This window comes from Pseudomonas sp. TE50-2, from assembly GCF_040813665.1.
In the GTDB taxonomy this organism is placed as follows: Bacteria; Pseudomonadota; Gammaproteobacteria; order Pseudomonadales; family Pseudomonadaceae; genus Aquipseudomonas; species Aquipseudomonas soli.
On sequence record NZ_JBFNXN010000001.1, the window covers coordinates 5,365,428 to 5,379,054 of the forward strand.

11 protein-coding genes are annotated in these 13,627 nt (G+C 64.5%); 3 read left to right on the forward strand and 8 right to left on the reverse strand.

Annotation, left to right across the window (positions count from 1 at the left end; genetic code table 11):
• Position 1: 1 nt before the first annotated feature.
• From AAHK21_RS24380 to AAHK21_RS24415, 8 genes are all read right to left on the reverse strand, one after another.
• Positions 2–649, reverse strand: a complete 648-nt coding sequence (locus tag AAHK21_RS24380; RefSeq protein WP_367858610.1) for a DNA repair protein — start codon at positions 647–649, stop codon at positions 2–4.
• Between the two features lie 15 nt (positions 650–664).
• The gene (locus AAHK21_RS24385; RefSeq protein WP_367858611.1) at positions 665–2,362 is read right to left on the reverse strand and encodes a putative porin; all 1,698 of its coding nucleotides are present in this window, start codon (positions 2,360–2,362) and stop codon (positions 665–667) included.
• A gap of 38 nt (positions 2,363–2,400) precedes the next feature.
• A complete protein-coding gene (locus AAHK21_RS24390) occupies positions 2,401–3,075 on the reverse strand; it encodes an energy transducer TonB (protein WP_046855394.1) in 675 nt (224 codons plus the stop codon).
• A gap of 8 nt (positions 3,076–3,083) precedes the next feature.
• Positions 3,084–3,509: a biopolymer transporter ExbD gene (locus tag AAHK21_RS24395; RefSeq protein WP_046855393.1), complete on the reverse strand. Its 426-nt coding sequence runs from the start codon at positions 3,507–3,509 to the stop codon at positions 3,084–3,086.
• Between the two features lie 10 nt (positions 3,510–3,519).
• A complete protein-coding gene (locus AAHK21_RS24400) occupies positions 3,520–5,325 on the reverse strand; it encodes a DUF2341 domain-containing protein (RefSeq protein ID WP_367858612.1) in 1,806 nt (601 codons plus the stop codon).
• A gap of 40 nt (positions 5,326–5,365) precedes the next feature.
• On the reverse strand, positions 5,366–6,916 hold the full coding sequence (locus AAHK21_RS24405) for a ShlB/FhaC/HecB family hemolysin secretion/activation protein (protein WP_367859029.1): 1,551 nt from the start codon (positions 6,914–6,916) through the stop codon (positions 5,366–5,368).
• 65 nt (positions 6,917–6,981) lie between these two features.
• Complete coding sequence (locus AAHK21_RS24410) at positions 6,982–7,599, reverse strand: transposase (RefSeq protein ID WP_177182957.1); 618 nt, start codon at positions 7,597–7,599, stop codon at positions 6,982–6,984.
• A gap of 350 nt (positions 7,600–7,949) precedes the next feature.
• A protein-coding gene (locus AAHK21_RS24415) for an IS3 family transposase (protein WP_367856463.1) occupies positions 7,950–9,313 on the reverse strand; the annotation gives its coding sequence in 2 pieces (ribosomal slippage) (positions 7,950–8,848 and positions 8,848–9,313; 1,365 coding nt in all).
• Between the two features lie 734 nt (positions 9,314–10,047).
• Here AAHK21_RS24415 and AAHK21_RS24420 point away from each other — a divergent pair.
• From AAHK21_RS24420 to AAHK21_RS24430, 3 genes are all read left to right on the forward strand, one after another.
• Positions 10,048–10,857 (forward strand): gamma-glutamyl-gamma-aminobutyrate hydrolase family protein, encoded by an 810-nt coding sequence (locus AAHK21_RS24420; protein WP_046855389.1) that lies wholly within the window; start codon positions 10,048–10,050, stop codon positions 10,855–10,857.
• A 399-nt stretch (positions 10,858–11,256) separates the two neighbouring features.
• Entirely contained in the window at positions 11,257–12,168 is a 912-nt protein-coding gene (gene kdgD / locus AAHK21_RS24425; RefSeq protein ID WP_046855388.1) for a 5-dehydro-4-deoxyglucarate dehydratase, read from the forward strand.
• Positions 12,169–12,270: 102 nt separating this feature from the next.
• Positions 12,271–13,620, forward strand: a complete 1,350-nt coding sequence (locus AAHK21_RS24430) for an MFS transporter (RefSeq protein WP_367858613.1) — start codon at positions 12,271–12,273, stop codon at positions 13,618–13,620.
• Positions 13,621–13,627 lie beyond the last annotated feature (7 nt).

Here is a 13,627-nt window from a genome sequence, read left to right on the forward strand (position 1 = left end):
GTCACTGGGTCACGCCCGTGGGGGCGTCGAACTGGCTTTCGTAGAGTCTGTCGCCATAGGCCTGGGCCAGCTCCTCGAAGCGGACCCGGGCCGAGCCGGCAAAGGGCTGGCGCATCTTCATCACATCGGCGATATCGACCTTTTCATAGGCGGCCAGCATCTCCTTGGCCACCCCGTACATCTGCTGGTTGCGCGCCTGGCACTGCTGCACCTGGCCATCGCGCTCGGCCAGTTGTGCCTGCAGGCCGGCACGCTCGCTTTCCTTGGCGCGTGCCATGCCCAGCAGTTCGTCATAGGCCTGCTTGTACTTGTGCAGTTGTTCGTTGCTGCTGGCCACCAGCGCCTGGGCCTGGCTGTGCACGGCCAGCTGCTGGCCGGCGAGCTGTTCGCTCTGGCCGCGCGCCCTGGCCAGTTGCGCGGTCAGCTCGCGCACCTGGCCCAGGGCCGCGTCGCGTTGCTGTTCCGCCGCCTGGCGGGCGGCGCTGGCCTGGGCCTGCTCGCTCTGCAGGGCCTGCAGCTGTTGCGTGGTGCTGCGCAGCTGGGTGCGCAGGCGCTCTTCGAGGGTTTCGGCCGACGCCGAGGCGGCCAGGCTTGCGCCCAGCGCCAGCATCAACCAGGCGCAACGATGGCGATAGACTCCCTTGTTCATGCCCGTGCTCCTTCCCTAGAACCGCGTGTTGACTTCAAGTTGTAGCACATCGATGTCAAACGGCGCGCCGTAGACTGCCTCGCTGCTCAACCAACGGGCTGTAGCGTAGACGTTGTCGGCCAGGCCGTAGTTGCCACCGAGGAAATAGCCCTTGGCGTTGGTGCCGCCAAGGTGGAAGCTCGAGTCGTTGAACCCGTCCGGCAGCGCGTCAGGCTCGATGCGCTTGTAGCCGGCGAACAGGTTCCAGTCGCCGGCCTTGCGCATGTCCAGGGCGTTGCCCAGGGTGAACTGCAACATCCAGGCGTCGCCGCCGCTCTTGATGTTGCCGTTCTCGTCGATGTTGTTGGCCAGCTGGCCGGCCGAACGCTTGCGCATGTCGCCCTCGTCGTAGGCCAGGTTGTGGATGTAGTTGGCCTGGCTGCGCAGCTTGAAGTCATGGGGCAAGTCGGCGTCCCACACCAGGTTCAGGTCGAGCAGTTCGAACTCCGAGGCGATGCCGACGAACTGCGGCTGCGGCGTGGCCGCCGGGTTGGCCGGATTGGGCGTGATATCGCGCAGCAGGAACACCGTGTTGCCCTTCTGCATGAAGGTCGGCCGGGTTTCGTCGCTGTCACAGGCCGGCTGGCCATCCCAGGGCGCGCAGGGGCTGGAGCGCTCGCCGGCGATGTCGTCGAAGCGGTAGTAGGCCATCGCGCCCTTGAGGCGGTGATGGTCGTTGAGCGCCCATTTCGCGCCCAGCTGCGCGCCGTACAGCCACTTGTTGTCGCTGTCCTCCTTGTCCAGGCCGTTGCTGCTGGCGCTGTCGTCGCTGTACTGCACAGGGAACGCGCCGACGGTGCCGAACAGGCTGAGGTCGCGGTTCAGCGGCTGGTCGAAGATCGCCGCCACGCCATCGAAGTTGAGGTCGTGGGAATAGAGGATATCGGTGGACATGAACGGATTGGCGATGCGCCCGCCGGTCAACGTCAGTCGCTCGCTGGGCGTCCAGGTGACATAGCCCTGGTCGAGCCAGATGTCCTTCTTGCCGAAGCCGCCGCCGAGGTTCTGGGTGGTCGACACCGGGTTGTTGTTGGAGCCGGTGGCGACGCGGATGCCGGCCACCCAGTTGTCCGCCAGCTGGGCCTTGAGGCCGAAGCGCGCGCGCAGGCGCAGGAGGCTGTCGCGGTCCTCGCGGGTATTGAGCAGCGGCGGCAGGTTCGAGCCGCTGTTGGCGTTGACGTCGTACGGGCCCTTGTCGTTGAGCTTGGCGAAGTCGACGATCTCGTTGCTGTTGCCGTCGGCATAGCCGCGCGATTCGTAGCGCAGGCGCAGGTCACCGTCGAAGCTGATGCGCGAGGCCCAGTCGGGGAAGGTGTTGGGCGCGGCCCAGTTTTCCTGCTTGGCGGTGTTCATCACCTCGGCCTTGATCTCGTCGCGGATCTGCTGGCGGACGATGGCCGGCACATACTGCACGCGCACTTCGCCGTTGGCCGCGGGGGCCTGGGCGACGATCGGCGCGGCGCTGACAGCCCGCGCCTGCTGGGCCTCGCGCTCGGCCTGGGCGATCAGCGCGTCGGCCTTGTCCTGCTTGAGCACGCCCTGTTCCACCAGCAGGCGGATCAGGTTGACGGTCGCGTTCTCCGACGGCGCGGCGTGGGCGACGGTCGGACCGACCGCGGTGGCGGCGGCCAGCAGGCCGAGCGCCAGGGTCAATCGGTTGACTGGGCACTTCATGGGTTTGCAGCTCCTGTGGGTCAGTCGTGCTTCGTTGTTCATGGCCGGCGCCCCTGCAGGGCGATCTTCACCGGCAAGGTCAGGTTGGCCGGCGGGCGCTGGTCGAGGGCGCGGGCGCCGCGCAGGGCGGCGAGCACCTGGGCGTCCACCTCCGGCTCGCCGCTGCCGCGCAGCAGCTCGACACGGGTGATCTCGCCGGCGGCGCTGAGCCAGATTTCGGCCTGCAGGTTGAACACCAGGTTGCGCAGCTCGGGGTTGTCGCGCAGCAGGCGCTGGAAGGCATAGGCCAGGTACTGGCTGTAGGTGCCGCTGCCCAGGCCGCCACCGCCGCCACCGGCCATGCCGCCGCCCTTGCCGGCCCCGACGTTGAAGCTGTCGCCGCCCGCCTGGGCGTCGCCGTCCATCTGCATGGGGTCGGCCAGGTCCTGGGCTGGGTCCGGCGCGTCCTCGGCGGGCTTGACCTCCTCGGCCTCGGGCACCGGCTGCGGCTCGACGATCTTTTCCTCGACCGGCGGTTCGGGCTCCTTGGGCGGCTCGGGCGGAGGCGGCGGTGGAGGCGGCGGCAGCGGGATGATCGCCGGCACCTTGGGCGCCTCGCGGCGCACCCCGGCCATGTCGTTGGCCCACTGCCACAGCAGCCAGGCCAGGCCCGCGCCAGCGACGGCGAGCACGGCCCAGGTCAGCAGGCGGCGGAAGTTGGCTTTAGGTTCCATGCCTGCCCTCACCCCTGGTTCGGCTTGCCGGTGACCAGCCCGACCTGGGCCAGTTCGAGACGGCGCAGCAGGTCGAGCACTTCGACCACCTTCTGGTACTGCACGCCCGCGTCACCGCGCACGATCAACGGGAAATCCGGGCTGCGCGCCTTTTCGCTGCGCAGGCGGTCCTCCAGCTCCTGCAGCGTCACCGGGTAGGCATCGAGGAACACCTGGCCGGCATCGTTGATCGAGATTGCCTTGGTCTTGGGCTGGGCCAGCGACACCGTGGCGCTGGCCTTGGGCAGTTGCACCTGGATCCCGGAGACCTGCGCGGTGGCGGTGAGGATGAACATCACCAGCACCACCATCAGCACATCCACCAGCGGGGTGATGTTGATGCTGTCGACCGCGGCGTCAGCGTCGTCGTCTTGGGCGTTGTTCACGGATGCCATGCCTGCCTCCTCACGCCGGGATCGACGGGTTGACGCTGCGCCCGGCCGGACGCAGCGCCGCTTCACCGGCCTGGCCCTCGCCGTGCAGCTCGGCCAGGCGGGTGATGAACTCGTCGACGAACACCCGCATGTCGGCGCTGACTTCGCGGTTGCGCGTGGTCAGGCGGTTGTAGCCGAACAGCGCGGGGATGGCGACGAACAGACCCATGGCGGTGGCCAGCAGCGCCGCGGCCATGCCCGGGGCGATGGCGTTGATGTTGACGTCGCCGGCCATGGCGGTGCCGAGGAACACCACCATGATCCCCAGCACCGTGCCCAGCAGGCCGATGTAGGGGCCGCCGGCGATGGCGTTGGACAGGGTCGACAGTTTCGACGACAGCGCCTGGTTCTCGCGGGTGCGCACGCCGTCCATGGAGCAGCGGATGGCTTCGATGGTGGCCGCGGACACTTCACTGGTGTCGGCGCCCTGGGCGCGGCGGGTGCGGATTTCCTGCACCGCCACCAGGTACAGGCGCCACAGCGAGGAGTCGGTCAGCCGGTCATGCAGTTCGCGATCGTCGGCGAACTGCTCGAGGCGCGTGCCGACCGTGGCGAAACGCTCGCGGAAGCGCGTATTGGCGGCGGTGACGCGATTGAGCGTGCGCTGCTTGCGCAGCATGATCACCCACGACTGCACCATCATCAGCACCAGGACAGCGATGATTACCCAGGCGTCCACCGGCACCGCCTTGAGCAGGAAGCCCAGGCCACCGAAGCCGAAACCGGATTGTTCCTCGTCGACGCCATAGACCACCAGGCGCGACTCGGCACCCTGGGCCAGCACGTCGGCCTGCAGGCTGGCCTGGCTGCGGGCGACGCGGGAAACACGCAGCTCGTCCAGAGCGCCGACAAAGGTCGCGTAGTGGCCGGCGGCCTCGCCCTCAGCCGCTGGCAGGTCGCCACCGATGCCGATGGCGCCGCTGAAGGCCGCCAGGCTCGCGGCCAGTCGCGCGACCGGCTGGCCTTCGACCAGCAGCGTGAGGTTGCCGCCCTCGCCCACCAGCGCCAGGTGCTGCCATTGGCCGGCGCCCAGCGCCTGATTGGCGGCGGCGCGCTGGCCGTCCACCTCGATGAAGGGCACGCCTTCGGCCAGGCCGAGCAGCAGGCTGTGGCCGGCCTCGCGGCGCGCCAACAGCAGTTGCTCACCCACCGCCTGGTCCTGGCGCAGCCAGGTGCTGAAGCTGAATGCCGCGCCCGCCGGCAGCTGCAGCGAGGCGCTGGCGGGCAGTTGCAAGGCTTGGCCACCGAGCTGGATGGCCCGGCCGATCACACCATCGACGCTGACCGTCGGCCCTTGCAGCTGGTTGCCATAAGGGCTGGCGTCACGGGCGGTGGCACCGTCGAAGTGGTAGAGCGCGGTGTAGTCGGCGTCGAAGCTCGGCTGCCCGGCAGGTGCCTGGGCCTTGGGGTTGCCGTAGTACATCCACAGGTCCTGGCGCTGGCCCGCGTCTATACGGGGTACGTCGACCCAGATCAGCGCCATGCCCATCAGCGGATCGAACTGCTCGACATGGTGGTTGAGCACGGTCTTGTCGTCGGCAGCGACGAAGCGGAGGTCCGCGCCGGTTTCGCTGACGCCGTCGAAGCTGACGTTGCCGGTGTGCAGACGCACCAGCAGCGCGGTGCGGCCCAGCGCCTGGGTCAGGCCGGCGCCCTGGGGCGTGGTGTCCACGGCGATCTGCTTGCGGTACATCCAGTCGTCCTGCCACCAGGCGCTGGCGCTGCCCGGCAGGGCGAAGCCCAGGCACAGCAGCAAGGTCAATATCAGGCGTTGCATGAGAGGTCTCCAGGCCGATGCCGGTCAGTAGGTCAATCGTTCAGAAAGTCGCCTGCACGCTGAAGTGCACGCGGGAAGCGTTCTTGTCGGTGTTGGGGCCGTCCTTGAGCGGCACGGCCCAGTCGAGGCTGCCGGACAACCAGTCGTTGAGCGTGGCGCGGGTGCCGACGCCGACGCTGGCCAGGCTGTAGCTGTCATCCTGTTCGGGCAGTGCGTCCTGCAGGCGCAACTGGGCGCCCTCGGCGAACAGGTAGAAGCGCCAGTCGCTGATGTAGCTGCCGACGTAGCGGCCAATGGATGGGGTGCGCAGTTCCTGGGAGAACAGCAGGCCGTCGTCCCCGGTACGTTCGGCGGCGAGATAGCCGCGCACCGAGGTGGCGCCACCGGCGGCGAACTGCTCGTTCGACACCAGCGGCCCCGAGGCCAGCTGGAACGCCAACTTGGAAGCGCTCTGCCAGGCGCCGGCGAAGTCGAAGGTGTAGCTGCCGTCACCCTTGAGCGCGGCGAAACTGGAGTCGGCGCGGTAGCGCTTGTAATCGAACTCGGTATCGTCGCTGCCATAGCCCAGCAGGCTGCGCGTCCCGGCCACCAGGCTCAGGCCGAGGCTCAGCTGGTCCTGTTCGGTGAAGCGGTAGCCGGTATAGCCCAGGGTGATCGGGGCGTACTTGAGCGGGACCTTGTCGCTGCTGCCGCCCAGGCCGACCTGTTCGTCGAAGTCCTTGAAGTCCACGCCGATCGACAGGGCGTTGGCCCAGGCGCCGACGCCCGGCAGGTTGTAGATCGCCGAAACGCCGTAGGAATGGCCCTTGCCCAGCACATTGGTGCCGCCCACCGTGGCGACATTGCTGTCGGAGTGGTAGCCGGAGAACTGCACGGTCCAGCGCTCGCTCAGCGGCGCGGCGTAGGACCCGGACCAGACCTCGGCGTTGTCACGGTCCTGGGGCGCGGTGAACCAGGTCAGCGAGACGCTGTGGCCGGCCTGCCAGAGGTTGTTGTAGCCCAGGCTGACGACACTGCGCAGCTTCTCGGTGTCGGCGCTGTGGTCGTTGTTCAGGCCCAGGCTCAGGCTCCAGGGCTGCTTGTCCTCGACCTGCAGGTCGACGTCCATGGTGCCCGGGCGCTGGCCTTCGCGCACCAGCGGCATGACCTGCCGCCCCGGGGCACGGTTGAGCGTGGCCAGCTCGTTCTGTACCTGGGCGAAATCGGGGACCTTGCCCTCCTCCAACGCCGGCACCTGTTCACGGATCTCCAGCGGCGAGTAATGCTTGGCGCCCACCACCCGCACGCGGCCGACCTTGGTTTCGCTCACCTGCAGGTAGACCACGCCGCCTTCGACCTTCTGCTCGGGCAGCTCGACGAACACCGACTGGTAGCCCCGGGCCTGGTAGCTTTTCTGCAACGCCTCGCGGGCGCCTTCGAGGTCGGCCAGGGTCTTGTCCGGCCCCAGGTAGGGATAGACCGCCTCTTCGATGGCCTGGGCGTCGAGCACGGTGTTGCCGCGCACCACGTACTCGTTGATCTCGACCCGGCGCTGCGCCTCGTCCGCGGCCACGTCGACCGCCAGCAGGCACAGCAGCGCCCCTGCGCCCATGCCGCATCGCTTGAAGAAAAAATGCTCCACTCCGCCCCCTTGAGCGCCAGGAATTCGTTGGTTTGCTAGTGGTTGTCGCTGGTTGCGGGCTGGCCTTGGTGGCGGGCCAGCCAGCTGTGCAACAGGGCCAGGTTGAGGCTGAACTCGGGCATGGCCTGCAGGCTCGCGCCGAGCACTTCGTCGACCATGCGCTGCAGCAGGGAAACGGCCATGGCACTGCCCAGCAGCACGCCGAGGTCATGGCTGAACAGGCTGAAGTTCCACACCCGCGATTTCAGCTCCAGGCCGGTGAACCAGCGGAACAGCAGGTTGTAGTTGAGCTGCTCGTAGAGCTGCTTCTCGCTGGGCACCGAATACAGCAGTTGCAGGAGCAGCACATGCATCAGCGTGCGCGGGGCGATGATCATGCCCTGCTGCTCGGCCAGCAGCGCCAGCGCGGGCTGGTGCGCGTCCAGCAATGCCTCTATGCGCGGCTTGAGCAGTGCCAGCGAATGGCCGGGCGGCACGCAGCTAGCCACCTCGCGCAGGGCGCCCTGCCAGTCGTCCTGGGAGACGATCCATACCCAGGGAGCGCCGTAGCGGTAGACCGAGACGGGCTGCTTGCGGGCGGCCTCGACGATCTTGGCCAGACGCTGGTCGAGCTCCTGCATTCCCACTTTCGTGTAGCGTTCCATAGTGCCCATTGCCCCGCTCCCAGGCCGGTTCTCAAGGCTTGATTGGCCTGATGGCCAGGTGCCTTGTTGGTGTCCTTGGCTTTGACGGGGGTGGCGGATTGCTACCGAAGTTTTGTCATGAAAGGTTCATCAGAGGGGGTGGTTTTCGAGGGGGGGCGGAGTCGGAGTCGGAGTCGGAGTCGGAGTCGGAGTCGGAGTCGGAGTCGGAGTCGGAGTCGGAGTCGGAGTCGGAGTCGGAGTCGGAGTCGGAGTCGGAAGTGATTGTTTTGATTTTTGTTTGCGCATTCGTAGAAGATGTCGACATTTAGTCACCTTTTCGCCCTTACGTGAACTGACCCCCGAAAGTTGGACAGGTAGCGCTATGCGGCCAGCGCTTGGGTTCGGAATTCTACCGGACTCAAGCCATTCAGTCTGAGACTGATGCGTTCTTGGTTGTAGTAGGCGATGTAATCCTCTAGCCCTGATGCCAGTTGCTCAACACTTTCAAACGATTCCAGGTAAAAAAACTCGCTCTTGAGCGTGCCGAAAAAGCTTTCCATGGCGGCGTTGTCCAGGCAATTGCCCTTACGTGACATGCTCTGCTCGATATTCTTCCCAGCCAGCATATGCCGGTAAGTTGGCTGTTGATATTGCCAGCCTTGATCGGAATGCAGTATCGGTTTGTCACCTGGATTCAGCCGCTCGAAGGCTTGCTCCAGCATTGTCGAAACCATCTTGAACTCAGGACGCCGGTTGATCTGATAAGCAAGGATCTCGCCGTTGTACAGGTCCATCACAGGCGAGAGAAACAGCTTCTGCCCCTTTACCTTGAACTCTGTCACGTCGGTTGCCCATTTCTGATTGGGGGCTTCTGCCTTGAATTTGCGTTTGAGTAGATCAGATGCAACAACCCCCTCGGAGCCTCGGTACGAGCGATATTTCTTAACTTTGACCAGAGATTTGAGGTCCATCAACTGCATCAGTCGCTGCACCTTCTTGTGGTTGACCACCTCGCCATTGTGCCCGAGGACCGCAGTGATACGACGATAGCCGTACCGCCCCTTATGTCCGTGATAGAGGCTGTTGATGCGCTCTTTGAGAGCAGCATGCTTGTCAGCCACCAGCACTTTGCTTTGGTAATAAAAGGTACTGCGTGCCAGCCCTGCAGCACGTAGCAGCAGAGCAAGTCGATGCCCGCGCCTCAATCCTTGGATAGCCTGCGTTTTCTTGCCTGCGCAGTTCGAGGGTCCGCTTGGATCAAGGCATCGAGCTTTTTTAGATAAGCATTCTCCGCGCGCAGGTATTCCAGCTCTTCGAGCATTTGCTTTGGTGTCAGCTCGCTGTCCGCTGGGGTGGGCGGGCTTGTGCTGGACTGTTTTGATGGCTTGCGGGGCATGCTGAACTCTCGGGTACGGCGCGGGTGAAGGGCTTCTACTCCGCCTTTATCGTACAACCTTTTCCATTGCCTGATGCTACTCGGGCCGCGGATATCAAACTGCACGCAAGCTTGCTGGGCGGACAGTCCGTCTTGCTCAATGCACTGCAAAACCTTCAATTTGAACTGCGCGTCGTAGTGGCTGTACTTGGCAATCAAACCGGCTGCACCGTGTTGCTCGTAGCCCTTTACCCAGCGGCGTAACAGCGATGGACTCAGGTCATGCTTGAGCGCCACCTCATGAACACTGCGGGCAGAAAGGCACTCTTCGATGAGTGCCTGCTTGAGTGCCAGGTTGTATTTCGTCATGGAACACCCTCCGGTTGGGGATAAGGTGTCCAACTTTCGGGGGTCAGTTCACGTAAGGGCGAAAAGGTGACTATGCGTCATTATAGCAAATGAATGCGCTTAAAACTGTGAAAACCCACGCCGATCGCATTTGACTTTGACTTTGACTTTGACTTTGACTTTGACTTTGACTTTGACTTTGACTTTGACTTTGACTTTGACTTTGACTTTGACTTTGACTTTGACTTTGACTTTGAGTTTGAGTTTGAGTTACACAGCGTGTGTTTTAAAAGTTATATGCGCATTCATTCGCCATGTCGACGCATACTCACCTTTTCGCCTTTACGGCGACCTCCTTAACGAGATGGTCACCCCTGCACCCCGCGAGGCGTACGCTTTCGCAGGGTGTTTTTTCTTCGGAGACCGTCAACATGGACATGATGAACTTCCGAGGTCATGCCTGCATGACATTGCATTGGTGCAAAGAGCCGACTGCGTCGTTAAATATTATTGACCTAGCTTGCGCCAAACCCTTGTCGCTCAAGGCTCCGACGGCCTACAGCCCCCGTAAAATGGCGGCTTGGGGCTTCGTCACTCGTTTGACATATCGAACGGCTCTGGCAAGCTATGAGTCAGGCCCCGACCGACATCGCCTGCAGGGCGAGCCGGCAGTGCTCGGGGCTTCAGGCAGCACTCAAGGCCCCGGCCGTGCGCCTGCACAACAACGACAGGCATGACCTGTCTCAAGGTGACATATGTCCAACAGCAACATTGGCAACAAGCAACCTTCCCTGCGCAAACCCGTCGTCCTGATGACCATGGGCAGCCAAGAGCGCAAAGGCCATGACTATCAGGTCATGACCCACAAATACATCTCCCCGCTGGTCGAGTTCTCCGGTTGTGTCCCGGTCCTGGTGCCCACCTGCTGCGGCGTCGAAGACCTCGAGACCTACCTGGACATGGCCGACGGCGTGTACCTGACCGGCGCCGGCAGCAACATCGACCCGGCCCTCTACGGCCAGGACAACCAGACGCCCGGCAAGGGCCAGGACAAGGACCGCGACCTGTTCGACATCCCGCTGGTCAAGGCGGCGATCAAGCGTGGCCTGCCGATCTTCGGCATCTGCCGCGGCATGCAGGAAATCAACGTGGCCCTCGGTGGCGACATCTACCAGAAGGTCTACGCCGAGCCAGGCTTCAACGATCACCGGGAAAACCCGGAAGATCCGGTCGAGGTCCAGTACGCCCAGGTGCACGGCGTGAAGATCAAGCCGGGCAGCTGGCTGCGCGACACCCTCGGCAGCGACGAAATTCGCGTCAACTCGCTGCACGGCCAGGGCCTGCGCAACCTGGGCGCCGGCATCGAGCCGATCGCCCATGCCGAGGATGGCCTGGTCGAGGCGATCCACGCCCCGAGCATCTCGCCCTTCCTGTTCGCGGTGCAGTGGCACCCGGAGTGGCAGGCGGCGAAGAACCCCGACTCGATCAAGATGTTCCAGGCCTTCGGCGACGCCTGCCGCGCCCAGGTCCGCAAGTCCCAGGTCAAGCGCAACCAGGCCGCCTGACCCTCTGAAGCTTCGTTAGCTTTGATCGCGGGGCGGCGCAAGGTCGCCCCCGTTTCCCACGGTCACCCTCTGCTGGTCCCAGAACACCTCCCGTGGAAGCGGGCGGCGGGCTTGTGCCTGTCTCCGCGATCTTTTTTCCTCTCCCCCTCATAGAGATACGATGACTCATAAGGTCTCGTGTCGTCTTGCCGCCCCTATCGCAGCGCAAGCCCGCTCCCGCAGCCCGGCAGAGCTGTCACGTCATGACTATAGGCGCGGGCTGGCCACGCGCTGAGGCCAGATCTGATCACTACCCCGCAGAAAATCCATGAACAGGGCTAGCCACAGAACAAGTTGTACGATAACTTACCTCTCACCTTGGTACCTCCTCCTTCCAAGCGCCACAGGATGCCTACAACAATGAATCCACAAGAACTGCAATCCATCCTCTCCCACGGCCTGCTGTCGTTCCCCGTCACCGACTTCGACGCGGCCGGCGACTTCAACCCCGCAGGCTATGTCAAACGCCTGGAATGGCTCGCCCCGTATGGCGCCAGCGCGCTGTTCGCCGCCGGTGGCACCGGCGAGTTCTTCTCCCTGGCCGCCAGCGAGTACAGCCAGGTGATCAAGACCGCCGTCGACACCTGCGCCACCTCGGTACCGATCCTCGCCGGCGTCGGCGGCTCGACCCGCCAGGCCATCGAATACGCCAAAGAGGCTGAACGCCTGGGCGCCAAGGGCCTGCTGCTGCTGCCCCACTACCTCACCGAAGCCAGCCAGGACGGCGTCGCCGCCCATGTCGAGGCGGTGTGCAAGGCGGTGAACATCGGCGTGGTGGTCTACAACCGCAACGTCTGCCGGCTGAACGCCGACCTGCTGGAACGCCTGGCCGAGCGCTGCCCGAACCTGATCGGCTACAAGGACGGCCTGGGCGACATCGAGCTGATGGTGTCGATTCGTCGCCGCCTGGGCGATCGTTTCAGCTACCTGGGTGGCCTGCCCACCGCCGAGGTGTATGCTGCGGCGTACAAGGCGCTCGGAGTGCCGGTGTATTCGTCGGCGGTGTTCAACTTCGTGCCCAAGACCGCGATGGACTTCTACCACGCCATCGCCCGCGACGATCACGCCACCGTGGCCAAGCTGATCGACGACTTCTTCCTGCCGTACCTGGACATCCGCAACCGCAAGGCCGGTTACGCCGTGAGCATCGTCAAGGCCGGGGCGAAGCTCGCCGGTTATGACGCGGGCCCCGTGCGCACGCCGCTGACCGACCTCACCGCGCAGGAGTACGAGATGCTCGCCGCGCTGATGGACAAGATGGGCCCGCAATAAGCGAGCACCCCGCGGCCTGCCAAAGCCGCCGCCGGAGCAGGGACGCCCCGCTCCGGCCTACAACCAATCCCCGTATAAAAATAACGAGTGGGAGTAACCAGCATGCAAGCGACGCAAAAGACGCATGTACGCTACCTGATCCTGTTGATGCTGTTCCTGGTGACCACCATCAACTACGCCGACCGCGCCACCATCGCCATCGCCGGCTCCAGCCTGCAGAAAGACCTGGGCATCGACGCGGTCACCCTCGGCTACATCTTCTCCGCCTTCGGCTGGGCCTACGTGGCCGGGCAGATCCCCGGCGGCTGGCTGCTCGACCGCTTCGGCTCGAAGAACGTCTACGCCTTCAGCATCTTCACCTGGTCGCTGTTCACCCTGCTGCAGGGCTTCGTCGGCGGGCTGCCGGTGGCCTGGGCGGTGGTCACGCTGTTCACCCTGCGCTTCCTGGTGGGCTTCGCCGAAGCGCCGTCGTTCCCCGGCAACGCGCGGATCGTCGCGGCCTGGTTCCCCACCCAGGAGCGCGGCACCGCCTCGGCGATCTTCAATTCGGCGCAGTACTTCGCCACCGCGCTGTTCGCCCCGATCATGGGCTGGATCGTCTTCACCTTCGGCTGGGAACATGTGTTCGTGGTCATGGGCGTACTGGGTATCGTGTTCTCGGCGGTGTGGATGAAGACCATCTACAACCCGCGCCAGCACCCACGCATAGGCCAGGCCGAACTCGACCATATCGAGCAGAACGGCGGCCTGGTGGACATGGACCAGAAACGCGGCGGCGAGGGCCCGAAATGGGGCTACATCAAGCAGCTGCTGACCAGTCGCATGCTGCTGGGCGTCTACCTCGGCCAGTACTGCATCAACGCCATCACCTACTTCTTCCTCACCTGGTTCCCGGTTTACCTGGTGCAGGAGCGCGGCATGACCATCCTCAAGGCCGGCTTCATCGCTTCACTGCCGGCGGTATGCGGCTTCATCGGCGGGGTGCTCGGCGGGGTGCTGTCGGACTGGTTGCTGCGTCGCGGCAACTCGCTGACCTTCTCGCGCAAGCTGCCAATCGTCTGCGGCCTGCTGCTGTCGACCACCATGGTGTTCTGCAACTACGTCGAGGCCGAGTGGATGGTGGTCGGTTTCATGACCCTGGCGTTCTTCGGCAAGGGCATCGGCGCCCTGGGCTGGGCGGTGGTCGCCGACACCTCGCCCAAGCAGATCGCCGGCCTGTCGGGCGGGCTGTTCAACACCTTCGGCAACATCGCCTCGATCACCACGCCGATCGTCATCGGCTACATCATCAGCGCCACCGGTTCGTTCAAATGGGCCCTGGTGTATGTGGGCGCCAACGCCTTGGTGGCGGTGTTCAGCTACCTGGTGATCGTCGGCCCGATCAAGCGCATCGAGCTCAATGAGCCGCCCAAGCGCGAACCTGCGCCCGACGCCGAACTGGCCCGCCAGTAAGCCGGAC